General features: G+C 57.5%; 18 protein-coding genes and 3 pseudogenes. 13 read left to right on the top strand and 8 right to left on the bottom strand.

Annotated elements, in window-relative coordinates:
* Positions 1-5: 5 nt before the first annotated feature.
* Genes ACIO0C_RS10275 through ACIO0C_RS10265 form a run of 3 tightly spaced genes read left to right on the top strand, consistent with a single transcriptional unit; the run spans position 6 to position 3,545 of the window.
* Positions 6-1,901: an FAD-dependent oxidoreductase gene (locus tag ACIO0C_RS10275; protein WP_401311150.1), complete on the top strand. Its 1,896-nt coding sequence runs from the start codon at positions 6-8 to the stop codon at positions 1,899-1,901.
* Positions 1,898-2,440: a VOC family protein gene (locus ACIO0C_RS10270; protein ID WP_401311148.1), complete on the top strand. Its 543-nt coding sequence runs from the start codon at positions 1,898-1,900 to the stop codon at positions 2,438-2,440. The genes ACIO0C_RS10275 and ACIO0C_RS10270 overlap by 4 nt, the downstream gene beginning before the upstream one ends.
* Positions 2,415-3,545 (top strand): helix-turn-helix domain-containing protein, encoded by a 1,131-nt coding sequence (locus ACIO0C_RS10265; protein ID WP_401311145.1) that lies wholly within the window; start codon positions 2,415-2,417, stop codon positions 3,543-3,545. Before ACIO0C_RS10270 ends, ACIO0C_RS10265 begins: the two co-directional genes overlap by 26 nt.
* 57 nt (positions 3,546-3,602) lie before the next feature.
* On the opposite strand, the gene ACIO0C_RS10260 is transcribed toward ACIO0C_RS10265, so the two are convergent.
* Positions 3,603-4,541, bottom strand: a complete 939-nt coding sequence (locus ACIO0C_RS10260) for a LysR family transcriptional regulator (RefSeq protein ID WP_401311142.1) — start codon at positions 4,539-4,541, stop codon at positions 3,603-3,605.
* Between the two features lie 119 nt (positions 4,542-4,660).
* Between ACIO0C_RS10260 and ACIO0C_RS10255 the strand changes: the two genes are divergently transcribed.
* Positions 4,661-4,888, top strand: coding sequence for a DUF2790 domain-containing protein (locus ACIO0C_RS10255; protein WP_401311140.1), 228 nt, complete (start codon positions 4,661-4,663; stop codon positions 4,886-4,888).
* A gap of 21 nt (positions 4,889-4,909) precedes the next feature.
* On the opposite strand, the pseudogene ACIO0C_RS10250 reads toward ACIO0C_RS10255, so the two are convergent.
* A pseudogene (locus ACIO0C_RS10250) lies at positions 4,910-5,302 on the bottom strand (methyl-accepting chemotaxis protein); the annotation flags it as partial.
* Positions 5,303-5,796: 494 nt separating this feature from the next.
* Positions 5,797-7,065 carry an OprD family porin gene (locus tag ACIO0C_RS10245; protein ID WP_401311138.1) on the bottom strand — a complete coding sequence of 423 codons (1,269 nt, stop codon included), beginning with the start codon at positions 7,063-7,065 and terminating at the stop codon, positions 5,797-5,799.
* A gap of 340 nt (positions 7,066-7,405) precedes the next feature.
* Between ACIO0C_RS10245 and ACIO0C_RS10240 the strand changes: the two genes are divergently transcribed.
* From ACIO0C_RS10240 to ACIO0C_RS10225, 4 genes are all read left to right on the top strand, one after another.
* Positions 7,406-8,329, top strand: coding sequence for a LysR family transcriptional regulator (locus ACIO0C_RS10240; RefSeq protein ID WP_007980464.1), 924 nt, complete (start codon positions 7,406-7,408; stop codon positions 8,327-8,329).
* A 335-nt stretch (positions 8,330-8,664) separates the two neighbouring features.
* A complete protein-coding gene (locus ACIO0C_RS10235) occupies positions 8,665-9,954 on the top strand; it encodes an MFS transporter (protein WP_401311433.1) in 1,290 nt (429 codons plus the stop codon).
* Between the two features lie 4 nt (positions 9,955-9,958).
* Positions 9,959-11,143: a M20 aminoacylase family protein gene (locus ACIO0C_RS10230; protein WP_401311134.1), complete on the top strand. Its 1,185-nt coding sequence runs from the start codon at positions 9,959-9,961 to the stop codon at positions 11,141-11,143.
* Positions 11,144-11,355: 212 nt separating this feature from the next.
* Positions 11,356-12,696, top strand: coding sequence for an OprD family outer membrane porin (locus ACIO0C_RS10225; protein ID WP_401311131.1), 1,341 nt, complete (start codon positions 11,356-11,358; stop codon positions 12,694-12,696).
* A gap of 391 nt (positions 12,697-13,087) precedes the next feature.
* Here ACIO0C_RS10225 and ACIO0C_RS10220 read toward each other — a convergent pair whose 3' ends face one another.
* The 3 genes from ACIO0C_RS10220 to ACIO0C_RS10210 form a co-directional block, all read right to left on the bottom strand.
* Entirely contained in the window at positions 13,088-13,240 is a 153-nt protein-coding gene (locus ACIO0C_RS10220) for a hypothetical protein (RefSeq protein WP_401311129.1), read from the bottom strand.
* 185 nt (positions 13,241-13,425) lie between these two features.
* On the bottom strand, positions 13,426-16,266 hold the full coding sequence (locus tag ACIO0C_RS10215) for a cation-translocating P-type ATPase (protein ID WP_401311126.1): 2,841 nt from the start codon (positions 16,264-16,266) through the stop codon (positions 13,426-13,428).
* A gap of 28 nt (positions 16,267-16,294) precedes the next feature.
* Positions 16,295-18,577: a heavy metal translocating P-type ATPase gene (locus ACIO0C_RS10210; RefSeq protein ID WP_401311124.1), complete on the bottom strand. Its 2,283-nt coding sequence runs from the start codon at positions 18,575-18,577 to the stop codon at positions 16,295-16,297.
* 281 nt (positions 18,578-18,858) lie between these two features.
* Between ACIO0C_RS10210 and arcD the strand changes: the two genes are divergently transcribed.
* From arcD to ACIO0C_RS10195, 3 genes and pseudogenes are all read left to right on the top strand, one after another.
* Complete coding sequence (gene arcD, locus ACIO0C_RS10205) at positions 18,859-20,349, top strand: arginine-ornithine antiporter (RefSeq protein ID WP_401311121.1); 1,491 nt, start codon at positions 18,859-18,861, stop codon at positions 20,347-20,349.
* 88 nt (positions 20,350-20,437) lie between these two features.
* Positions 20,438-20,980, top strand: a complete 543-nt coding sequence (locus tag ACIO0C_RS10200; RefSeq protein ID WP_401311118.1) for an Hsp20/alpha crystallin family protein — start codon at positions 20,438-20,440, stop codon at positions 20,978-20,980.
* An 87-nt stretch (positions 20,981-21,067) separates the two neighbouring features.
* A pseudogene (locus ACIO0C_RS10195) lies at positions 21,068-21,387 on the top strand (hypothetical protein); the annotation flags it as partial.
* A 10-nt stretch (positions 21,388-21,397) separates the two neighbouring features.
* Here the strand turns inward: ACIO0C_RS10195 and ACIO0C_RS10190 are convergent.
* Both ACIO0C_RS10190 and ACIO0C_RS10185 read right to left on the bottom strand, forming a co-directional pair.
* The gene (locus ACIO0C_RS10190; protein ID WP_401311115.1) at positions 21,398-21,856 is read right to left on the bottom strand and encodes a hemerythrin domain-containing protein; all 459 of its coding nucleotides are present in this window, start codon (positions 21,854-21,856) and stop codon (positions 21,398-21,400) included.
* A 208-nt stretch (positions 21,857-22,064) separates the two neighbouring features.
* A complete protein-coding gene (locus ACIO0C_RS10185; protein WP_401311112.1) occupies positions 22,065-22,952 on the bottom strand; it encodes a universal stress protein in 888 nt (295 codons plus the stop codon).
* Positions 22,953-23,155: 203 nt separating this feature from the next.
* Between ACIO0C_RS10185 and ACIO0C_RS10180 the strand changes: the two are divergent.
* A pseudogene (locus ACIO0C_RS10180) lies at positions 23,156-23,263 on the top strand (Hsp20/alpha crystallin family protein); the annotation flags it as partial.
* A 232-nt stretch (positions 23,264-23,495) separates the two neighbouring features.
* Entirely contained in the window at positions 23,496-24,242 is a 747-nt protein-coding gene (gene fnr, locus ACIO0C_RS10175; RefSeq protein ID WP_401311430.1) for a fumarate/nitrate reduction transcriptional regulator Fnr, read from the top strand.
* The last annotated feature ends 1 nt before the right edge of the window (position 24,243 follow it).

Here is a 24,243-nt window from a genome sequence, read left to right as displayed (position 1 = left end):
TGGCAATGGCACACCCAGACATCCGAAACCTTGTGATTTCAGACGGCCCTGCCGCGGCGCTTTACCAACCCGGACGTATTGGCACCTTGCAGTTGCGCAATCGCTTCGTGCAAGCACCGATCTTCACTCAGTTCGCCAGCACCTTCGGTGAGGTTGACGATAAGCTCATCGAATACCATAGAGCCCGCGCCCGAGGCGGCGTTGGTCTGATCATCACCGAGAATACCTCTATCGATTGGGAGGTCGGGCGCACCGCGGGTCACCCGATGCGAATCGACCATGACAGGTTCATTGGCGCACTCAGCAACCTGGTCGACGCGGTCCACGGTGAAGGCGCGAAGATTGCCGTGCAGCTGCACCATACCGGGCGCCAGAACTCCCAAAGCAACACAGAGCGTAACGAGCCACCTCTGGCACCGACAGCCGGTATCACCAGCGCATTCGGTACCCCACCGCGTGCAATTGAAGAACATGAAATACCAGGACTGATCGATAAGTATGTCCAGGGTGCCCGACGTGCGGTGGCCGCTGGCTTTGATGCCGTTGAGCTGCACGGTGCACATGGCTATCTGCTCGGCCAGTTTCTCTCTCCTTTCACAAACAAACGCACTGACCGCTGGGGCGGTTCCCTGGAAAACCGTGCCCGTTTCGCCCTCGAAGTCGTGCGTGGGATCCGCGAACAGGTCGGTGCGGATTATCCGATCCTGTATCGGCTCAGCGTGATGGAGCCTTACGAGGGCGGTCTCTCACTGGAAGATGGCCTGGCCTTTTGCGAAATGCTCGAGCCTTACGTTGACGCCCTGGATGTCAGTGCCGGGAACTACGACACCGCGATGACGTTGCTGCCGATGGTCCCGCCAGGATCATTAGTCAACTACGCCAAGCTGGTGAAACAGCGAGTCTCGATCCCGGTGATCGGTGTCGGTCGGCTCACCTGGCTGTTCGACGAGATGGCACAAGCGGTGTCTGACGGCGAACTCGACTTTGTGGCCTTGGGTCGATCGGGTCTGGCGGACCCCGAAACAGTCAACAAGACACGGCGCGGGCAACCGCAAAGTGTCCGCCGCTGCCTGGCGGTCAATGAATGCATCTCGCGGTGGATGTTCAACGGCAAAGGCACCCAGTGCGTGATCAATCCGACCCTCGGACAGGAGCGTCGCGCAAGTGATGCTCGCCGCCCTGCTTCCAGACAGGAGCGAGTATTGATTGTCGGTGGCGGACCGGCCGGTTGTGAGGCCGCGATACTGGCTGCCGAGCGCGGACATAGTGTGAGGTTGGTCGAGAGAGCGGATCGCATCGGCGGCCAGCTCCATGCGTGGGCAGCCGCGAGCCCGTTTCGCATGGAGGTCAAGAACATGATTGCGTTTTACGAGAGCGAACTCGAACGCGTAGGCGTCGACGTTCATCTCGATACCGATGCAGCTGACTTGGACCTGAGCCCATGGGACACCGTACTGCTTGCGACCGGTACCGTTGCGCAGGATCGCGGCCCGGATGTGGCCGATATGCTGGCAAGCGCCAATTTGCCTGTGACGGACGAGGTCACCGTATTTGGTGAAACCGAGGCGGCAATGTTCGCTGCCCTGTGGCTGGCGGAGCAAGGCAAAAAGGTCAGCCTTGTTTCACCCGCCGATAGCGTGGGTATCGATACCAATGATATGCAGCGCGAGCATCTCGCCGGCCTTCTCAAGCATCTTGACGTATCGATCAGCACAGCAGCAAAGGTGCCTGATGATGGTTACGTAGTAATGGCGACCGCCCGTGCGCCTTCAACGGTTCTGGAGGAGTCGGTCGATGACATTCGCGTCCACAGCATCGGTACAAGGTCCCGTGGTGGGCGGATGTATGAGGCGACCCAATCCGGTTTCTGGGCGGCGGCGAAAATAGGAGAGTTGTCATGAATGTTCGTGCAATTGAACACGTAGGCATTACCGTTCCCGATATGGAAGCGGCAACCCGATTCTTCGTCGAGGCCTTTGGTGCCGAGAAGCTTTACGACATGCTCGACGCGCCCCTGGGAGGGCCTGAGGTAGAAGCGGGACTCGGCATTCCGCCCGGTGCCGTGATTGCCTCAATCCGGATGCTGCGTCTGGGCAACGGCCCCAACCTGGAGCTGTTTTCCTACACTGGCGTCCAGCAGTTGCAGCCGATTGTTCCGAGCGACTTTGGTATTCAGCACATCTGCATCTACGTTGACGATATCGATGCCGCTGCCAATCGCCTAGAGAAGGCCGGCGGCGTTCTGCTCAGCCGACCCGGCGACCTCCCGGGTGGTGACGCCGGACCAGGTAATCGCTACGTGTACACCCGCACCCCTTGGGGAAGCACGATTGAATTGGTGACTTACCCCTCATCGCAAGCCTATGAGCGTCACACTCACCTGCGCCGCTGGCGACCGGACTTGACCGGGCCGGGTGACCACGAAATCCAGGCGCAGTAAGAAAAGGCTTGCCAGACGAGCGGTGGAAATTCCCCCGATCGATGGCAAGCCTGTTTTGCGTACAAATTTGAAGGATGTGTTAATTTTTTGTATCTGTGTCCTCGATGCCTTTAACGCTCAAAAGCCGCTAAGTACTGATAAAAACTCCATAGCCAATACAAATAAAAAGGGAGTTGTGATGATTGCCATCCTGCTAACGCCAGAAAAAATGCTGGACGTTATCCCTGGTGAAGTAACGATCAAGGGAACCGTTGAGACCGCACCTGATAATGGCGTGTCGATTCGGGGCTACCGCTTTGACAAAACCGAAGTCAGCATCCCCTGCATGCGCGATTACGAGTTGGTGAGATGGAAATCAGGCACGTCAAATCTGGGCTTCCACGATGGCAAGCAATGGCAAAAATGGTCCGTTGGCGATAACGACGTCACCATTTTGACCCGAGGCGAATCATCCAGGTGGTACTGGATGAACGATATCGAAGTCAGTCATATCTACATTTCGCAAGCCATGATGGCCAAAGTCGCCAATGAAGTCTTTCAACAGGATGTTGACGGCGTTTTTGTCGACCACTGCCCGCTCGTCAACGACGCGAAGCTCTCCAGACTCATGGCGACCTATGAAATGGAGTGCCTGAGTGGCGAACCGGGGAGCAGTATCTTCGCCCAGACGCTGGAAATACAGATGTGCATCCATCTGCTGCGTCAGTACGTGCGGTGTGACCTCAGAGACAGCGATCAAGCGTCTCGCCTGACAAACCTCAAACGCGACCAGCTTCAGCAATACATCGATTCACATCTGTCCTGCCCAATTTCGGTCAAAGACATGGCCGCCATCGTCGACCTGAGTCCGTCCTACTTTGTACGAGTGTTCGGGGCGGTGTATGGCGTATCTCCCCATCAGTACGTTCAGTCGCGACGCTTGAAAAAGGCCGAGCGCATCTTGTCGACGGTGCGCGATATTCCGTTGAAAGCTGTGGCCATGGATTGCGGGTTCTCGGACCAAAGCCATATGACCCGACTGTTTCAGGAAAAACTGTTCATGACACCCAAACAGTATCGCGAGAAAAACGCTTCCAGGCTTTTTTGCTCATCGGCCTTGCAGTAACGAAACAGCGCGTCGGCCAATCACCCAGACACCGTCCGGGAATGTTGGCCTTTTCAGCTAGCCCACTCCCCAATACCGAACATCATTGGCTGTGACCTCATGCCCGGAAAAAAGCCCGGGCAACTCCGCCTTGAGAAAGTCCACCCAGGTCTTCACTTTGGCATCCAGAAACCGCTTGGAAGGATAGAGTGCATAGACGTTTCGCTCCCTGAGCCGGTAGTCGCCCAGCAGGCGCAGCAACGTGCCCTCGCGCAGCGACCGGGTTGCGGTGTAGAACGGCAACAGGCTGATCCCCATCCCGGCCTCCGACGCATTGACCATCGCCTCGGGTACGTTGCTCTGGAAGGTTTTGCCAGGCACCACTGAATGCTCACCCTGCTCGTCACGCAAGACCCACTCATCGCCGTACAAAGGGTCAAGCATGCGCAGGCAGCTATGTTGATTCAGTTGTTCCGGGTGAGTGGGCAGGCCCCGACGCGCAATGTACGCAGGCGATGCGCAAAGCATGCTGAAAATGCGCCCTACCGTTTGGGCAACGAATTGTGAATCCTCCAACTCCTGGGCAATGGAGATGACCACGTCGTGTCCGTCTTCAAGGGGATCGGGGTTTCGCTGTGACAAGGTCAATTCAACCACCACGTCCGGGTAGAGCTCGCAGTAGCGGGCAATCAGTGGCGTCATCAAAACGCCCAACCCGTTCAAACAATGCAGACGCAAGCGGCCACTGGGCTTGAGATGAGCGCCACGCGCTTCCGCGGTGGCCTCGGCCATGTCGTCCAGAATTTGCCGCGCCCGCAGCAGAAAGCGTTCACCCGCTTCGGTCAGACTCAAGCGTCGGGTTGTGCGCTGCAGCAGGCGAGCCTGCACGTGCTGCTCAAGATCAGCCACCAGCCGAGACACTTGCGCGGTGGAAAAGTCCAGCGCCTGTGCAGCGGTGGTAAAGCTGCCTGCGTCGGCTACACGCACAAAAACACGCAGGCTGTTAAGCAAGTCCATGAACCCTCCGGTGGCAACGACTGTTGCATCTGATGTAACGCTGCATCAAGTACAGCCCTCTTTATCCGTATCTGTAGAGGATTAAAATTGACTCATCAAACAACGACGGAGAACAAAGCATGAAGACCTTATTGAGTGTACTGTTGGCCCTGACCACAACCGCCGTAATGGCCGCCGAGAGTAATCCGGCCCCAACACCTCAAACCCTGGATATCGCCAAGGTCATTTCGGTAACCGATACCTCGACTGCATGCGAAGTCGTGCCGGCAACCATGGTCTACATCGACCACCAGGGAGAAACCCATAAAGTGACCTATCAAGTGATGGGCATGTGCTCGGGCGTTTGAACGACCGGGACGCCACTTTGTTCAGGCCGCTATCCGGGATGCCTGCAGCGCCAGCTCGTGCAAACTGGCCAAACGCTGCATGACCCGCTCGACCACTTCCAGCCTGGCCACCGGACCACTGCGTAACTCCCCCATCGACTGCAATGCGACCTCGGCCTTGTCCAGGCCCGAACGCGTAGAATCGGTAAGCTGCTCAAGACCCTGACGGGCATCCTCTGCGGATTTTTCCAGGCCAGTGGCGATCTGCCGGATCTGCGCACTGGAGTCTGCTGCCTGGCGCGACAGATTGCGCACTTCGTCCGCTACCACAGCGAACCCCCGGCCATGATCACCGGCCCGTGCGGCCTCGATCGCGGCATTGAGCGCCAGCAAATTGGTCTGCCGGGCGATGTCTTGAATGCTGCCGACAATCGCACCGATGCGCACCGACTGGCTGCCTAGCTCGTCGAATACCTGATCCAGACGCTGCAGATACTGATCGAGATCCCCAAGCACGGCTGCCGAAGACTGCATGCTCATGGCACTGGCCTGTACCCGCTCACCCGCGCCACGTGCCAACTGGTTCGCAAAGCGCATGTCCTCTTCAGTTTGCAGCACCACTTGAGTCAAGTGTTCAAGTGCCACCTTCACTTGAGCGCCCGGCCAAACGGGCTCGGCCACTGGCAACGACGCTAGCGGGACCGGAGTACTGGACATCACCGGGTCCGGTTCTGGCTGAACAAGCACTTCAACCACCCGCACTGGCTGACGGTGATAAAGCACCGCCGCCGCCAGCAGCAACAGGTCGATGATGCCGGCAAACATCAGGTTCGTTCCGTTGTCGGCAGCGAGCAGCACCACTGCGCTGCCAGCTGCACCCAGAGCCAATCGCGCCCAGATTTTATTGTTCATTCTCGTCTCCAGGTCACTCACAGCAACGTCCAGGTGTAGCTCAGGATCAGTCGGTTCTCATCGATATCGGTGCGGTAATTGGAGCGCGCCATGGCATTGCGCACCCGGATGCCAAGCCCCGCGAAGGTGCCGCTCTGCACGACGTAACCGAGGTCCAGGTCGCGTTCGCGATCCCTGCCTTCGAAGCCTTTGCCGGTGTCGACGTTGTTGCCGGCGATGTAGCGCACGGTGCTGGTCAGCCCCGGCACACCGAGCGCGGCGAAGTCGTAGTCATAGCGCGCCTGCCAGGAGCGCTCGTCGGTGGAGGCGAATTCATAGGTCGGCACTTCGTTGCCCAGTGGCGAGATGTTGGCGAATACACGAGGAAACGCGCTTTCACCGTAGATGCCCTGGTAGCCGATGTAGAAGGTATGGCCGCCGTGCTTGGCCGACAGCAGGGAGAAAACCGCCTGGTTGTCGATATTGCCCAACAGCTTCTTGCCATCCTCCCTTGCGTCGAAATAGCCGAGGTTGGCGCCCAGGGTCCAACTGCCCAAGGGCTCACTGTGTTTCAGGCCCAGGAAGCCTTGATGGTAGATGTCTTCCAGTTGCCCGTACCAGGCACTGACGCTGGTGCGCTTTTCATTGAAGGCATAGTCGCCGCCGCCGTAGTTGAAGGCGTCACTGCTGACCTGGCGCTGGGGCACGTAGCCGAGCATGGCCTGCATCTTCTCGTCGCCACCCTCATTGCGCAGGTGCGTTGAGCTCAGATGGCCGCCTTGCAGCGTCAGGCCATTGACCTCGGCGGAAGTGATGCTCGCCCCCTGGTAACTGGGCGGCAGCAGACGGATGTCACTGAAAACCAGCACCGGCAAGTTGGGTTGCAGCTCGCCGACGCGCAGTTCGGTCTTCGAGTAGCGCAGCTTCAACGTCCCTTCCAGGCGACTGTATTCATCGGCCGCGCGGCCATCGCCGTGCACCGGCAACAGGCCCGTGTTCACGCGGTCCGGACTGCTGTCGAGCTTGAGCCCAAGCAAGCCGATGACATCGACGCCGACACCGATCGGCCCTGGGGTGTAACCGGACTTGGCATTGAGGATAAAACCCTGGGCCCACTCCTCGGCCTTCGACTGTCGGTTAGCGCCGACAATGTCCGAGTAGTCTCGGCTGAAGTAGTAATTGCGTGCCTGCAAGGTAACGCTGGCATCATTGATAAAACCGCTTTCGGCGGCCATCAGATGGCTGGAAATACCCACGGCGACAGCCATGGACAGCAGCGTTTGGGTTGCATGAATGGTTGGCTTCATCGATGTGCTCTTATTTTTGTTATGTACGAGGCAAGGCGTGGCGGCAGAACTGTTGCGCGCCATGTAAAGCACTGTTACGCAGAGTGCAAATCGAGGGTATTGAGACCGTAAGCGCAGCAATATCCGCTTTGCGCATATCGCTATCCGCTTTGCGCAAAGGGTGATATCGCCAGAGAAGCGATTCCTGTTTTTTTGGCTCATGGGTCTAGCAGTAACGAGCGTCCGCCAGCGAACCTGCTTCCGGTATTCTTCAGAGTGCCGCCGCATTGTTGCGCCAGTGACAGGCATGACACTATGCAAGCGATTGAATCTTCATCGCACCGCAAGGACCTATCAGTACGTGAAACTCCATCAAATCAGGGCACTGGTCGCCATCCACCAAACCGGGAGCATCAGCGAGGCCTCGCAGATCCTGCACGTCACTCAACCCGCCATCAGCCGATCGATCAAGGATCTGGAGAGCGAGCTGGGCCTGGCTCTACTACAGCGCTCCCACAGGGGGATGTCGCTCACTGACGAAGGCCGTCGCATCATTCGCCATGCACAGTTGACCGTCGAGAGCATGCGACGGCTGCAACTGGAGGCTGAAAACATCAAGGATATGCAGGTCGGTGAAGTCACCATCGGCGTCACGTCCCTGACTTCAGTGCTCAAAGGACTGGGGGAATGCATCGCCGGGTTCCAGGCCAAGAATCCGCGTGTACGCATCCGCCTGGTGAATCTGCGCCCCAACCAAATGCTGCAGCGACTTAGGGACGGCACCCTGGATTTCGCCATTACTTCGCAGCAGCATACACAGAGGCTAAACCTGGATTGGGAAGCGCTGAGCCGCATGCGGGGTCTGGTGGTCTGTCGAAAAAACAATCCGCTTCGCCACTCCCATTCGCTGCGTCAGTTGCAGTTTGCAAACTGGATCAGCCTCGATGCCATCGACGATCACTCGTCGCAGTTCTATCAAATGTTTGAAGACAACGAGATACCACCGCCGCAGCGGATAACCGAGTGTTCATCAGTCTTGTTGGCCCTTGATCTGTTACATCACGCCGATGCGTTCATGACGCTCAGTGAAGCCGGAATGGAAAACACGTTACCCAAAGGACTCAATGAAGACCTGATGCAGGTCATGATCGAAGAAAGCATCCCTGAGTACCCCATCTATCTGGTCTGCATTGATCGCCACGCGCTGACCACAACGGCACGAGACCTTTACTACGCGATCAGAAGCGTGCTCTCGAAGAACCAGCCTATGGATGCGTCACGCTAGAGCGCAGCGGCAAGCGAGAAACTTTAGAAAAACGCAACGATATGCCCAACGGTTAAGTCAGTCCCTGTTCCTTGGGACCAACCACCCTATCTTCAAGAATATCGAGCCAAACCCTGTGTTTGCCGCCTGAGTTGATTGCCAGGACGGCTGTGTCGCTGTCGTCAAACAGTGCGTGTGATCGATTATCGGGCGAAACCGCACCGATCTGGCGCCGAGTTTCACTGGGGCGGCTGGAGGTCATAACCAACGGTTAATCATCGAAGAAAAGCGCAAGTGCGCAGTGACAGTGTTTGCCGGATATTCGGCCCACAACAAAACTGTCACAGGAAATATCGATGACTACTCTGCAAGCGCCCCCTCTCCCCCGCGCCACTGCGCCATCCGTAATAGGGTCCAGGAAAGCCACCGTCGCCTGCGCTCTAGGCAATGCCCTGGAAATGTATGACTTCACGATTTACAGCTTCTTTGCCGTGGTGATCGCAAAGAACTTCTTCCCCGCACAGTCGGCCATGGCATCGCTGCTGATGTCGCTAGCCACCTTTGGCGTCGGCTTCCTCATGCGGCCGGTGGGCGCACTAGTGATTGGCCGCTTTGCCGACCGCCGTGGCCGCAAGGCCGCTTTGAGCCTCACGATCAGTTTGATGACTTTCGGCACAGCGATGATTGCCTTCGCGCCTTCCTACCAGGACATCGGCTTGTTCGGCACCTTGATGCTGGTGGCTGGCCGCCTCATGCAGGGCTTTTCGGCAGGAGGGGAAATAGGGACTGCGTCGGTGTATCTGATGGAGTCCAGCGCTACGGCAAATCGCTGTCGCAATGTGAGTTGGCAGGCCGCCAGCCAAGGCTACGCCGCCCTGGTTGGGGCCGGTCTGGGTTTACTGCTCAACAGCACGTTGAGCGCAGATGACCTTGAGAGCTGGGGTTGGCGTATCCCCTTTATGCTGGGGCTGCTCATCGGACCGCTTGGCTGGTACATCCGTCGCTGCCTGCCAGAAACCCACGAAGCTGAACCGACCAAACGCGATGGTCGACTACGTGATCACATTGACGTGCGTCACACCCTATTGGCAATCGGCCTTATGGCCAGCGCCACCATCGGCATATACCTGTTCATTTTCTATTTGCCCGCCTACCTGACTGTCACCCTGGGTTACCCGCAACGTAGCGCCTTGGCTATCGCCTGTGTGGCAAGTGCCTGTCTGGCTGTCATCACGCCTCTGGCAGGACGCTTTGCCGATCGCCACGGCCTGCGCAAGAAACTGCTGGCCTGGACGATCACCCTGCCGGTGCTACTGGCGTGGCCAGCTTTCTACTTGCTCAGTTTGAGCACTGATTTGTTCGTAGCGATGTTGGTCATTGCGATTCTGATATTGCCTGGGTGTATCGGGTCGGGTGCCTTCTTCGCCCTGATCATGGAAGCCTTTCCAAAAAATCGTCGCGCCCTGGGCACCGCCGTCAGCTACAGCTTCGGCGTCACCTTGTTCGGCGGTTTCTCGCCGTTGATCGCCACCTGGCTCACGGCTGCCTTGGATAACCCCCAGGCGCCAGCACTGTACCTGCTCGCCGGCGGCGCCCTCAGTCTGGCGTGCCTGGCTGTATTCCCCGAAAACCCTGGTCGGGAGTGACCTGATGAATGCATTGACCCAAACCCAAACCCGGCCCCTTGCCGAACTGGACCTGGACGCTTTTATCCAGTTGCGCCGGGAAATCCACCAGAACCCTGAACTGGGCGCGCACACCCCGCTGACCGCCGAGTTGGTCGCCAGCAAGCTCGAACACTGGGGCTACGAAGTTCATCGCGGCATTGGTGGACATGGCGTGGTCGGCGTACTGCGTCGAGGCAGCGGCAGTCGCCGCCTGGGCCTGCGCGCCGACATGGATGCCCTGCCGATGCAGGAGAAAAACCGATTCGCCCATGCCAGCCGGATCGAGGGACGCATGCACGGCTGCGGCCACGACGGACATACCGCTATCCTGCTGGCTGCCGCATGGCGAATCGCTCAGGCGCCTGATTTCAATGGCACGCTCAATCTGATTTTCCAGCCTGACGAGGAAGGCCTGGGCGGCGCCCAGGCCATGATGGATGACGGTCTTTTCAAACGTTTTCCTTGCGATGCGATCTTTGCCTTGCACAATTTGCCGGGCATACCGGTGGGTACCGCTGTGGTCCAGGCCGGCCCCACCATGGCTTCCTCGGAACGTGTGAAAGTGTTGATCAAAGGTCGCGGCGGTCATGGCGCAATGCCCGAACGCGCCGTCGATCCGGTGCCGGTACTGGCCAGCCTGATCAATGCGATCCAGACAGTGAAATCGCGCAATCTCTGCGTTGATGAACACGCTGTGATCAGCATTGGCATGGTCGAGGCCGGCAGCGTCTACAACATCATTCCCGACACGGCATCGATGCTGATCAGCGTGCGTACCGATACAGCGCAGACCGAAGGCAAAATCAACCAGCGCCTGGCAGAGATCGCTCAAGGCCATGAGCAGATGTTCGGCGTTGAAATCGAATTGGAAATCACGCAACTGGCACCGGCGCTCGTCAACACAGCGGCGCAAACGCAGGTGCTGCGCCAAAGCCTGGAGCCGCTATTCAATCCCGGCCAGTTGTTGTCGCACACAGCGAAGATCATGGCGACAGAAGACTTCGCGTGGATGCTGACTGAGGTTTCCGGTTGCTACTTCTTCCTGGGGAACGGTGAAGGCGAGTTTCATGGCTGCTCAGTGCATAACCCCCACTACGACTTCAATGACGAGCTTATTCGCATCGGCTCCGACTGCTGGCTGAAACTGGTGGGGGATTATCTCAACTGATGGCGCAGGCTTTAGCGGCGTTTTCATCGCTGTTTGATGACTTCGAAGTGCTCGAGCCACTGAACCCACAACCCAATACCTGTACGACCACCAGCAAGCCGCTTGCGGCCTGCTGGACAAGTCGGGCCACGCCCTGCCCGCGCAATATCTTCATAACGATTACTCGGCGACTTTCTTCTGATCTGCCCTAAAAACAACAACAGGCAAAGTCTATGTATCGCAAAGGTAATTTGGCGCTTTTCACCGCTGGCTCGCTGGCGGCCGCGGTTTCTACTTCTCAGGTCCATGCCCAGGAACAAGGGTTGCTGGAGGACAGTTCACTGACACTTAATACCCGACACTGGTATTCACACGAAGTCGGCCACAAGGCCACATATTTCAAACTGCAAACACCAGACGGTGTACGCAAGCTGCGTGACCGTACTGCCTGGCTGCAAGGCGTCAGGCTCGACTTCGTCTCCGGTTTCACTGAAGGACCGGTGAGGTTTGGGCTGGATCTTTCGACCTTCTCGGCAGTTGCGCTGGAGCGCAGCCGGACAGCGGCGGCAGGCGGCAGTAATCGAATGTTGGTGGACAAGGACGGCGATGTGGTCGATGACTGGAGCAAACTCGGTATTGCAGCGCTGAAGTTCAAGCTCGCCGACACGCTGCTCAAGGTGGGCAGGCAGCAAGTCAGGACACCGATGATGTCCTACACCGACACCCGTACGTTGCCTTCAACGTTCAATGGCGTATCTCTGGAAAGTCATGACGTCGAAGGGTTGACGATCAAGTCGGGCTACTTCGACAAGGGCTCGCCGCGTACCGGGGCCGGAAGCCAGGATTTGACTCCTACTTACGGTTCGCCCCTGGTCACCAGTGACTTTAACGCTTACGCAGGGGCCGACTACGTGTCGAACGCTGGCTGGCGCAGCAGCGCCTATGTCTCTCGATTCGACGATATCTGGGATCGTGAGTATCTGGGCCTGGGCATGAAAACCCACTGGGGACCGGTTAACGTCGATGTTCAATTGGATGCCTATAACACCCAGTCCAGTGGTCGCGAAATCGGTGGCAATATCGACCAGCAGGCCTACGGCCTCAGTATCACGCCCCAGTGGCGCAACCACTCGCTGAAGATCGGCCTGCAGCAAATCAAGGGCGACGAATATTTCGATTATCCCTTCGAATCCAATGCCATCAACCTGCCCAATACCATGATGTCGTTCTTCAACGGCCCCAATGAGCGCTCGATCGGGGTGTTCTACAACAACGATTGGGTCGCTTATGGTTTGCCTGGTCTCAAGACTACGCTCTGGTACATCAAGGGCATGGGCATCGACGGCAGTCATTACGACGGTGGGCCGAACGGCATCTACAACTCGGTACTCAAGCAACGGGGTGAAAGCCACTATGAAGTGGGCGCCAATGCCAGCTACACAGTGCAATCGGGCACCTTCAAGAACATCAGCCTGATCACGAGTTATTCCACCCATCGAGCCAGTGAATATCAACTGGAAGGTAATCTCGATGAGCTCAGGCTTATCGTCAACGTCCCGATCAAGGTGTTCTAAGCCAACCCTTGGCATGTTGCCCGATGCATGGGTGAAACGACCGCCAGGCCAACAGTCGGCCTTGCGGTCCATCCACCTGGCGGTTTATTCGACGTGTTCGAACTCAGCCTTTTCGCCTTTGTCGGGAATAGAGAGAGGGGTGCCCTCGACACCCGAGTAGGTCACTATCACGACAGCCGCCTGATCGCCGGTTACGCCGCGATGGCTGGCCCCCACCGACTCAGCGAATGCTTGCCCGGCGGTTTAGCGAGCGGTGTATTGAATGAATCTGCACATCTTTTGAATGAATCGCACGCCTTACTACCATCGAGGTTTTGGTCGCATGCATGGGAGTAGCGCTGCGCCATTGTATTGAAGCGCAGACTCGGTTGCTGAACACAAAGAGCCCGGATCATTGCCCTGAGAACACCACACCTATCTCATCGGCATACTTCAACCAGGCCTTCTTCAGTTTCTGGACCGTCTGCGGTTGGGAAACCGCCAGGTCTGTGGTTTCCCCGCGAATCTTGGTCATGTCGAACATCAGCAGGAGGCTGTTTACCATGGTCTCGATCAGAAGCACTTACCACCCAATCGATGCCGCGATCCTCTGGTGCGATCTCGCCGGAGTAAAGAGTCCAGGTCGAGTTCAAAAATGAACCTACCTCCGCTTAGTCAGTAATCCGCTTTTGCTTTCTCAAGTCCCTTACCAGACATGTGTTGCAACCAAGACACTTTTAACACTGGCGGTTAGAAGAACCTCAGCTTCTGGTGCCGGATGGCTTTTCCCTGATGCAAACGCATACCCAGCTTGCGCAGCTCGCTAAACCAAAAGACTGCGCTAGCCATTGCCAAACAAAGTCCCCACTGGCTCAGCGTCAATGCACTCGTGTCGAAAGCCTTGTTGAGTGGCGACCAGTGCACCACTGCAATCTGCAAGGCCGTCGCCAAGACAATTGCCCCCCACAGCCATTGATTGGCGAACAGCCCGACGAACGCACTGGCCGACTCCGAGCGAGCACATAGAGCATTGAACAGTTGAGCCAATACAAGGACTGTAAAACCGGCAGTACGTGCCTCGACCAGCGACTCATTACCCGCTATCAACCCTCCCGGCAACATCCAGTCGACCGTCAATACACTCGCCAACGCCATGACCAGCCCCACCTGCAGCACGCCGCCCCACATGCGTGCGTCGATGATTCGATCCGTAGGCCTGCGCGGGCTGCGCGTCATCAGATCCTCGCTGTGCGGGTCAATGCCTATGGCGATGGCAGGCGCCGCATCCGTGATCAAGTTGATCCACAGAATCTGGGAGGCCAGTAGCGGCAGGATGATCCCGCCCTTTTCATCCACCAGACCGACGACACCAGCCCCGACAACGGCCAGAAAGACCGTCAGTACTTCACCCATATTGGAAGACAGCAAGTAACGAAGAAACTTGCGGATATTGTCAAGAATTCCGCGCCCTTCGCGAATGGCCAGCACAATGGTCGCGAAATTATCGTCTGCCAGGATCATTTTTCCCGCCTGCTTGGTTACCTCCGTTCCGGTTATGCCCATCGCAATGCCGATATTGGCTGACTTCAATGCCGGTGCGTCATTCACCCCATCGCCGGTCATCGCCACCACATGCCCCTGCGCCTGGAGCGCATCGACAATCCTCAGCTTATGCGAGGGCGCAACACGTGCATAAACCGAGTTCGATTTAACCGCCTCGGCCAAAGCCGCATCGTCCAGCTTATCCAGATCGGCACCGGTCAACGCACCGGCACCAGCCTGGATGATGCCCAGATCCTCGGCAATGCGGGTCGCCGTTCGCGGATGGTCGCCCGTAATCATAATGATGCGGATGCCTGCTCGATGGGCCTCGGTAATGGCCGGGGCGACTTCTTTGCGCGGCGGGTCAATGATGCCGACCGTACCGATGAAAATAAGCCCTGTCTCAAGGGCTTCACCGGCTGCAACATCTTCACTGGTCGCCAAAGGGCGGTACGCCACGGAAAGTGTGCGCAACGCGGCACCCGACAACTCATTCACATCAGCCACGGCCTTTGCGCGAAGGTCATCGGTCAGTGGCACGACATCCATCCCGACTTGAACCTGTGTGCAATGTTGAAGGAGTACATCCGGCGCGCCCTTGCTGATCAGCAGTCGCTCATCGTTATGTTCATGATCGATGACCAGTGCCGACATCATTTTTCGATCGGAAGTAAAGGGTATTTCCGCCACGCGTTCGAAGCGTTCGATGCTGCGTGGGGGTGCATCAAGTTTGCGCTCTGCCACCAGAAAGGCACCCTCGGTAGGATCTCCCTGAATCACCCAGGTGCCATCTTCCTGCTGCGCAAGCGCGGCATTGCCGGCCAGGCTTCCGCCACGTAACAACAGAACATTTTCGCGGTGCACCGGGCCGCAGGTCATGGGCTGATCCTGATGATGAATCTGGCCCTGCGGGGCGTAACCGACACCGCTGACCGCAACGTTGCCCGATGCCGTCCTGGTTTGCTGGATGGTCATTTCGGAACGCGTCAGCGTGCCAGTCTTGTCGGTGCAGATGACTGATGCCGACCCCAGGGTCTCGACGGAAGAAAGCTGCTTGATGATGGCTTTGTTGCGAGCCATCCGCTGCACGCCGAACGCGAGCACCAGTGACAGAACGGCGGGCAGCCCTTCAGGCACCGCGGCCACCGCCAGCGACACCCCCAATAGGAGCACCCGTAATACATCGCCTACACTGTGAATCTGTGTGAGCATCAACACAGCCACGACAACAAACGAAGCGATAACCAGAACGGCAATGGCGAGCATCCGCCCTATTTCGCGCACTTCCTTTTGCAGCGGCGTTACCTCTTGCGGCGTGACATCCAGCAGATGAGCGATTGCCCCGACTTCAGTCGCCATACCGATTGCAGTTATGACGCCGAGCCCCGATCCCTGGGCGATGGCAGTGCCTTTGAACACCATATTGGAGCGCTCTGCCAAAGGCACTTCGATGCGCAAACGCACTGCACTTTTTGAGACCGCTTCACTTTCTCCGGTCAGCGATGCTTCCAGTACCCGTAAGGCATTGGCCTGAATAAGTCGAGCATCGGCGCCCACAGAATCACCTTCGGACAACACCAGCAGATCACCGACCACCAGTTGGTGACTGGGGATGCGCGACAACACTCCATCGCGGATGATTGAGGAGGTGGTTTGAGTCAGTTTGGCCAAGGCCGCAACCGCGCGTTGCGAGCGGGTTTCCTGGAGGAACCCCAACAGCGCATTAGCCAGCACAATCAGTGTGATGACCACGGCATCAACAGGCCATTCACGACCCTCTACAAGTAACCAGGTGACCAAGGTAATGGCCACTGCGACAAGCAGCAGATAAACCAGCGGATCCCGAAATTGCGCCAGCAAGTAATGCCAGGCGGGTTTGACAGGTTGAGCGCGTAACTCATTGGCCCCGTCACGGCTCAGACGCAGTTGAGCCTGTGCACTGGACAAGCCTGCGCGGGTGTCAGAACCCAGCTCACGGACAATCGTATCGACGTCTTCGAGGTATGCAGCGGCGATACAACGCTTGCCACGCTCATCGGGCTTACTCATTTCACCCCCTTTTGACGGACTTGAATTCCTAGCGCCAATCCAGATAACGAAACAGTTCCTCTTCCTGATCAAAGTGCAGTCGCACGAGGGTATCCAGACGAATCAGCTGATGCTGAATCTCATCAGCAGGTGCCGTTGCGGGGTCGGAACTGAAGTCGCTGCTCATGCGCGCCAGTAAATGGATAAGGCGAAAAATCTCCCGGTGAGCGTGGCTCATGGCTGACATCGGGTCCTCGCCCGGCATGCTTCGCGTCAGCAGCGGGTACAGTGTGTTTTCATCTTCGTGCTCATGCTGCGCCAATGATGTTTGCAGCTTGTTGACCAGTTCCAGCAAGTCGGTCTGTGCTTGCGCAAGTGGGCGCAGGGCAAAGTCATTGGCCAGTTGGTGCAGATCGCTCAGTACGGTGGAGAGTTGCTGGTGTTCAGCTTGCAGGCGATCTATATGCTCTGCGGTAAGCTTTTGTTTCCTCAGCTCCCACAACGGTCCCAGTGCCCGCAAGGCGTTAAAGATGATCACCACGTCGATGCCCTCCTGCACCACAGCGCCGATCAGCGGCGGCAGGTAACCGAGGGCCGCCACAGTCATGGCCAGCAACGACAGCCCCATGCCGACCAGCACACCCTGGCGGGCGATAAAGCGGGTGCGTCGGGCAATGTCCAGCGCCTCGACCAGACGATCCAGACGATCCACCAGCAGCACAACACCAGCGGCTTGTGCAGAAGCAGTGGCACCGCTAGCCCCCATGGCCACGCCGACATTCGCCGCCGCCAGCGCCGGGGCGTCGTTGATGCCATCGCCGACCATCAATGTGCTAGTGCGCAGGCAACCTTGCTGTACGGCACGCACTTTATCCTCAGGGGTCAACCCGGCACGCAGCTCGTCAATCCCGGCAGATAGCGCAATCATCTCGGCAGTTTCCAGGCGATCCCCGGTGAGCATGACGATCTTTTCGATGCCCCTATTGCGCAGTCGACGCAGAGTCTGTGGAGTTTCGCGCCGAACCTTGTCCGAGAAAATCAGCAGGCCCGCGAGTTTCCCATCCACGTCGATGAAGCTTCCACTGCACGCCAGGTAATCCATGTGCCGTATCATGGCGGCGATCCAGTCAGTTTCAGGGGCGTCTTTGTGAGCAAAAGACAACGTGCCGAAACGCACCTGCACGCCATCGACGTGCCCACATAGTCCAGAGCCTGGGCTTTCTTCTACTGCCTGCGGGACGCTCAGCGGCAATTGGCGCTGGTGCGCCGCTTCAACAATGGCCTGGGCGACAGGGTGCGTGGACGCCTGCGCCAGCGAAGCGGCCAGGCCGAGCAGGCGCTGCGGATCACCCAGTCCGTTGACCTCTATCGACTGCAGGCGGGCATGGCCGCTGGTGAGTGTGCCGGTCTTGTCGAGAAACACCTGCTTGACCCCCGCCAGTGCTTCCAGGGTCGCGCCGTCCTTGATCAGGATCCCGCGCCGCGCGGCCCTCGAAATACCTGACATGAAGGCAATCGGTACCGCCAGAATCAAAGGGCAAGGCGTGGCCACCACCAGAACCGCCAGCGCTCGCAAGGGATCGCCACTTAACTGCCAGGCCAATCCGGCAATCAGCAACGTCAGTGGAATGAAGAACATTGCATAGCGGTCGGCCAGGCGCACGAAAGGTGCGCGCGAACGACGTGCCTCCTCCGCCAGTCTTACGATGCCGGCGTAGGTACTCTGCGCGGCCGTTCGCGTGGCGCTTAGCAGGATGGGCGCACCGAAATTCGAAACGCCGCTGAGCACTTGCTCACCTTCTCGACGTGTTACGGGCAACGACTCACCGCTGAGCGCCGATTCGTCGAGAATGGCCGCAGGACTTAGCAGCCGACCGTCGACCGGTATCACCTCCCCCAGCCGTACCAACAATGTTTGATGCACCTGGACCTGCTCAACGGGGATCTCGCGCAAGCCGCCCTCCTCCTGCAGCCAGGCAAAACGTGGCGCCCGGTCGATGAGCGCACGAAGCTCGCGGTCGGCGCGTTGCTTGGTGAAAAACTCCAGGGTCCGTCCGGTCGCCAGCATCAAGGCAATCACCGCCGCCACCAGGGTCTGCTCAAAGGCCAGGGCGGCAGTGATTGACAGTAGCGCGATCAGGTCGACACCGGCCTCGCGCCGGGCCAGGCGCCTGACGATTTCAACGAGCAGTACCGCAGACATCACCAGACTTCCTGCGGCCCAGCACCTCGATGCCCAATCAGGTTCTTGCGCAACATACGCAACGCCGCCGGCAAGCAGCGTCAGTGCGGTGAGCAGCAATAGTGCGGGGTCCAGCCACTTACTGAACATCGGAGTGATTTCCTCAAAAGCGATTTGCACGCCTCGCTGTAAAAACATCTGTCGCTCATCGAGGTAGAGCTTAGGTCTCGAATGTCTTTCGTGTCCGCCGGGGCGCCGCAATTGAGGCGTTGGACACAACAGAGGTCATGGTTGTGCCCAGGCAAACCAGGTGATTGCCTTCTTTCTGATCTAAATCAAACAGGCGTTGGACGGACACGTAGAAATTAGAGTCCAGCATTCGCACCATCGCATTCGATGAGTGCAGAAACGCTCGTTTCGTGGAGGCTCCCATGGCTACGCACCTGCAAGGCACCCAACCGGTAGTCCCGCCGACTGCCCATCCACTTGCAGGCAGTTTGCGAAAGGTGGAACCCAAGCGCCTGTCCTTGAGCCTGCTGATTGCCCTGGTGGTCGGTTCGATGATCGGCAGCGGCATTTTCAGCCTGCCACAGAACATGGCAGCCAGTGCGGGTGCCGGGGCGATCCTGATTGGTTGGCTGATCACTGGTGTCGGCATGCTGTCGCTGGCATTGGTCTATCAGACCTTGTCCAACCGCCAACCGGCGCTGGACAACGGCGTGTTCGCCTACGCCCGCGCCTTGGGTGGCGAATACCTCAGTTTCAATTCAGCTTGGGGCTATTGGATCAGCGCCTGGATCGGCAACGTCAGCTACCTGGTGATTTTGTTCGCTGCGCTGAGTTATTTCTTCCCCCTGTTCGGAGAAGGCAACAACAAAGCGGCGATTGCCGGTGCGTCCATGGTGCTATGGTCATTGCACTGGATGATTCTCAGGGGCATGCACACGGCAGCGCGTGCCAACGCGTTGACGACGGTGGCCAAGATCGTGCCGTTGCTTTTATTTATCGGCCTGGTGATCGCAGCCTTCCAGCGTGAAACCTTCAGTGTCGATTTCTGGGGCTCGCCTGCGCTGGGCAGCACCCTCGATCAAGTCAAAAGCACCATGCTGGTCACCGTTTGGGTGTTCATCGGGATCGAGGGCGCCAACGTGTTCTCCGCCCGCGCAGCGGAGCGGGCTAATGTCGGCCGCGCCACGGTCATCGGCTTTGTCATCACCCTGTTGCTGTTGATTGCAGTGTCATTGCTCTCGCTGGGCATTCTCACACAACCTGAACTGGCCGCCCTGAAAAACCCTTCGATGGCCGGCGTGCTTGAGGCCGCAACCGGGCCATGGGGCGCGCTGCTGATCAGCATTGGCTTGATCATTTCGGTGGGTGGCGCCCTGCTCGCCTGGACGCTGCTGGCGGCGGAATCGGTGTTCACACCGGCCAAGGAAAAGGTCATGCCGGGCGCGCTTGCCGTGGAAAACAGGCAAGGGGCGCCGGCCAACGCGCTGTGGATCACCAACGGCTGCATTCAACTGTTCCTGTTACTGACCCTGTACTCGAGCGCCAGTTACCTCGCGCTGATTTCCCTGGCCACCTCGATGATTCTGCTTCCGTACCTGTTCAGCGGTCTGTATGCCCTGAAACTGACCTGGCAGGGCCAGTCCTATGCCGGCCACCGCGCCCTGCAACTACGCGACATGGCCATCGCCTCGGTCGCCACGCTGTATTGCCTGTGGCTGCTGTATGCGGCCGGGCCTAAATACATGTTGCTCAGCGCGTTGCTCTACGCCCCCGGTTCGTTGATTTACCTGGCCACCATGAAGGCTCGTCAGGGGCAACCGCTCAGCGGCCCCGAGACGGGACTGCTGATCATTATCTGGACGGCGGCAGCCTTCGCCGGCTGGATGTTGTGGTCCGGGACACTGGCGTTGTAGGGGCAGTGTCATGTGTTTGTTCTGTCGTGGTGGACCGACAAACGGGGTGTTTGCGATCCATCTCTATCACCCAAGAGGAGAAATCAAAATGAGCAACAACGAAAAAAAAGTGCCGGTTCATAGCGACAACAAAGCCAGTCAGCATCCGGCAGCAACAGACCTTTGGCGACCCCTGGAAAAACTCCGGCAGCAGGTTGACCACTTGTTCGAAGACTTCAATCGCGGCTCGGGGCTGTCGCCATTCGGTCGCGGGCTGTTCGATGTCGAGCCGCTCTGGCGACGGGAACTGATCGGCCACAGCCTGCCTGCCGTGGACATCACCGAGAAAGACAATAGCTTCGAAATCACGGCTGAACTGCCTGGCATGGATCAGAAAAACATTGAGATCAAACTGTCCAACGGCAGCCTGGTCATCAAGGGCGAAAAGAAAGAGGACAAGGAAGAAAAAAGGAAGGGCTATCACCTCAGCGAGCGTCACTACGGTTCCTTCGAACGGGTTTTCAACCTGCCCAAAGGAGTCGATGCCGAGAAGATCGACGCGAGTTTCAGCAAGGGCGTGCTGAGCATCTCGCTTCCGAAAAAGCCCGAAGCCATGAAAGCTGACAAGGTCGTGCCGATCAAAGGCGACTGATTCTCAGGCTGCCCTGCCCCTGCCAGCAAGCCGGCGGGGCAGAGTTGAGGGCTTCTCGCAACCTGCCATACAGGGTCGGGGGCGCCACACTCATCGTGGCGTCCCACCACCGCACGCCTGCTGGGGCGGATGTTCGACGCCATCGAGTACCGCGGCTTCGAACAGGAAATCGTCGAAGAGCTGGCCAAGTTCGCCGGCGTGCCGGTGTTCAACGGTCTGACCGCTGAATTCCATCCGACGCAAATGATCGCCGACACCCTGACCATGCGTGAACACTGCGACAAGCCGCTGCACGACATCAGCTACGCCTGCATTGTTTACCGGCGTTCCACAATAGCGAAACCAAAGTCGGTAAAGATATCGCCGCGCGGTATCCGCACCTGGCTAACGGCATTGAGGTGACTGATTAAATTCTGATTAATGCCATTGACGCTTTGTTTCCTCCCACTGGATGTCTGATAGCCACTTATCAGCCATCGGAAAGAAAATACTCTCCTCAGCTTCCATATGATCGTAGTATTTCCTGATGAAGTCATCGATAGTGTCAGCGATCACTCTCCCCTCCTGAGTTGAGCCCTCCAACATCTTGAGCTGTCCAGCAATACGCTCAAATGCCAGATGATCTCGCTCGATATCCTTGACCCGTTGGTGGATCGGTGCTTCAGTCGCTAGCAAGGCCCGCCGAATAAGCTCTTCATTTTCATGATGGCGTCGCTCTGCATCACCATGCAAGGCTTCCAGCATCTTAAACAACTGCTTGAAGTCATCGGCACCAGCAGATTCATGCCTCACCTTACCCAGCAATCCTTTTATCTGAGTAATTTTGGTAGCCACCTCATGATGATAAGCGTGCAGTTCATTAAGCAAGACGTTCATATCAAATCCTCACTACCACACCAACTATTGTAGAAAGACCATTATCAATCACCACCCGACAAGAGAAGCCACAGACATCTGGTTCCACCAGACGTCGACCGGTCGCTGACCGGTCCTGTAGCATGGTTTGCAATAAGGGGATTGGTGTTATGGAAAACCTCCTCAGGCGATCACGCCTGTCGTGTTGTTACACATAGCCTTGCCCGCTCTAGACTGCCAGAACGCTGCAAGGCACCTGGTACAGAATATGTTCAGTCGTGCTGCCCAGAAGCTTGACCAGGCCGTGGTCTTGGACCCGGCCCATCACGATCACATCCACGTGATGCTTGTTGGCGAACTCGCTCAGCGCCGTAACAGGATGCCCTAGTACGAAATGCCTACGGTCAGCGGGAACACCGTACCCGCCGGCGAGCTTCAGGAACGATTCCTCCAAATTTTTGCGCCGCCATTTGGTCAGCTCCGACAGTTTCAAGCCACCGCCCAGTTCCTCCAGATAGTCTTGCGAAATGTCATAGGCATAAAGCAAATGCAATTCGGCATCACACTGTACCGCGAGACTAGAAGCCTGTTGGACGATATGGTCATTCAGTTCTTTGTTTTCAGAGTCGCCCGCCGACGCATCAACCGCCGCCACGACCTTGCGCGGCGAGGCATGACGAACTCCGCCCACCAGATAAACCGGTATCGGACAGTGGCGCAGCAAGTGCCAGTCCAGCGGAGTGAAGAACGCGCGTTTGAGTGATGAGTCGTGTTGGATTTCCTTGATCACCAAGTTGGGCTGCAATTCCCTGACGTGATCAAGGATGTCTTGCTCCATGTCGTCAGCCCAAGCCAACGTGGTGGTCACCTCGATCCCTCTGTCATGGAGTTTTCTGGCCTGGTCCTTCAACCAGTCGCGATGGTCCTGCAGGTAACGCTCCCGAGCTGTTTCCCGATCGCCTTCTTCGAGCAGTGACAACAGTTTGAACGAAGGAATCAACGCCGTGATATGCAACTTTGCTCCACTGGCCCTGGCCAGCGCAGCGGCATGGTCGATCGCCGGAGAATGGCGCAGGGCCAGGTGGGTGATGAGTAACAACCGTTGATACTGGCTCACGATCTGACTCCAGGCAGAGGGACTTCAACGCCTATCGCTGCTCATCACAGGGCTCGGCCGTTGCGTCCACGCCGGATCAAGCACCAGCGTTAACTCAGGTTGCTCCGCTGGAATGTGACTGACGTTGATAAATATCAAAGCACGCTGCTTGATCAATACCAATCGTGCGGAACTTCCCTTCTTCACACTGCCGAAAAGTACGAAGCCTAATCATCAAAGGGGAAAAGAAACAGGACAAGGAAGACAAACGCAAAGGCTATTACCTTAGCGAGCGTGTGGTCGGTGTGGACAACCGACTCATTTCGTCCCCGGATTGACGTGGTCGATATCCAGCAGCGCATCGAAGAAGCGCTCAAGCGCAATGCCGAAGTCGATGCCGCGCTCAAGACTTGATTTAAATCAAATGCCCAAGCCGGCAATCCGGTAAAAGTGCGTAAAGAATGTTCCGTTCGTCTATTACACCCCGCAATCCTGAGAATCCGGTGAGTCCAACCCCTCTTGCCGCCTATCCTTAGTGAGTCATCCCTGTTGACTTCACTTCTCATGCCAGACATTCGCGCTTTGCAAGTACATTTTCTGAAGGCTGCGTGTTCAAACTGCAGTGTGATGGAGTTGTGCCTGCCCATCGGCATGACCAGCCAGGAAGTCGAGCGTCTGGACACGTTGATCGTGCAACGCTTCAAGGTCAAAAAGGGTGCGGCGCTTTACCGGGCAGGCGATCCGTTGCGCTCGCTTTATGCGGTACGCATAGGTTCGTTCAAGACCAGCATTCTTTCGGTCGATGGTCGCGAGCAAGTCACGGGGTTCCAGATCCCTGGCGAAATGCTGGGTCTGGACGCTATCAGCACGGATCTGCATGCGTGCGATGCAGTTGCCCTCGAAGATAGCGAGGTATGCCCCATCCACTTTGCCCACCTGGAAGAACTGGCCCATGAGCTGCCATCCCTGCAGCACAACCTGAACAAAGTCCTCAGCAGGGAAATCGTGCGCGATCACGACATGTTGATGATGCTGGGCAACATGAGCTCGGACGAGCGTCTGGCAGCCTTTCTGCTGAACCTGTCGCAACGTTTGAAAACCCGTGGATATTCATCGACGGATTTCGTGTTGAAAATGCGCCGCGAGGAAATCGGCTCCTACCTGGGGCTACGCCTGGAAACCATTTGTCGTGGCATCGCCCATCTGCGGGATCAGGCACTCGTGGAGATTACCGGCCGTGACGTCAAGATCCTTGATCTGGAAGGCCTCAAGCAGTTGATTGCCGGCTGCCATCGCCCTCCTGCCTGTTGAT

This window comes from Pseudomonas sp. NPDC087336, from assembly GCF_044744285.1.
Lineage (GTDB): Bacteria > Pseudomonadota > Gammaproteobacteria > Pseudomonadales > Pseudomonadaceae > Aquipseudomonas.
The sequence above is the reverse complement of the archived record's forward strand: the minus strand, read 5'-3'. Positions and strand labels throughout refer to the sequence as shown.

Excerpts from the sequence above, each read along its gene's own strand:
- ACIO0C_RS10275 (WP_401311150.1), top strand. The coding sequence starts at position 6 with ATGGCACACCCAGACATCCGAAACCTTGTGATTTCAGACGGCCCTGCC.
- ACIO0C_RS10270 (WP_401311148.1), top strand. The coding sequence starts at position 1,898 with ATGAATGTTCGTGCAATTGAACACGTAGGCATTACCGTTCCCGATATG.
- ACIO0C_RS10260 (WP_401311142.1), bottom strand. The coding sequence starts at position 4,541 with ATGGACTTGCTTAACAGCCTGCGTGTTTTTGTGCGTGTAGCCGACGCA.
- ACIO0C_RS10255 (WP_401311140.1), top strand. The coding sequence starts at position 4,661 with ATGAAGACCTTATTGAGTGTACTGTTGGCCCTGACCACAACCGCCGTA.
- ACIO0C_RS10245 (WP_401311138.1), bottom strand. The coding sequence starts at position 7,065 with ATGAAGCCAACCATTCATGCAACCCAAACGCTGCTGTCCATGGCTGTC.
- ACIO0C_RS10235 (WP_401311433.1), top strand. The coding sequence starts at position 8,665 with ATGACTACTCTGCAAGCGCCCCCTCTCCCCCGCGCCACTGCGCCATCC.
- ACIO0C_RS10230 (WP_401311134.1), top strand. The coding sequence starts at position 9,959 with ATGAATGCATTGACCCAAACCCAAACCCGGCCCCTTGCCGAACTGGAC.
- ACIO0C_RS10225 (WP_401311131.1), top strand. The coding sequence starts at position 11,356 with ATGTATCGCAAAGGTAATTTGGCGCTTTTCACCGCTGGCTCGCTGGCG.
- ACIO0C_RS10220 (WP_401311129.1), bottom strand. The coding sequence starts at position 13,240 with ATGGTAAACAGCCTCCTGCTGATGTTCGACATGACCAAGATTCGCGGG.
- ACIO0C_RS10215 (WP_401311126.1), bottom strand. The coding sequence starts at position 16,266 with ATGAGTAAGCCCGATGAGCGTGGCAAGCGTTGTATCGCCGCTGCATAC.
- ACIO0C_RS10210 (WP_401311124.1), bottom strand. The coding sequence starts at position 18,577 with ATGTTCAGTAAGTGGCTGGACCCCGCACTATTGCTGCTCACCGCACTG.
- arcD (WP_401311121.1), top strand. The coding sequence starts at position 18,859 with ATGGCTACGCACCTGCAAGGCACCCAACCGGTAGTCCCGCCGACTGCC.
- ACIO0C_RS10200 (WP_401311118.1), top strand. The coding sequence starts at position 20,438 with ATGAGCAACAACGAAAAAAAAGTGCCGGTTCATAGCGACAACAAAGCC.
- ACIO0C_RS10190 (WP_401311115.1), bottom strand. The coding sequence starts at position 21,856 with ATGAACGTCTTGCTTAATGAACTGCACGCTTATCATCATGAGGTGGCT.
- fnr (WP_401311430.1), top strand. The coding sequence starts at position 23,496 with ATGCCAGACATTCGCGCTTTGCAAGTACATTTTCTGAAGGCTGCGTGT.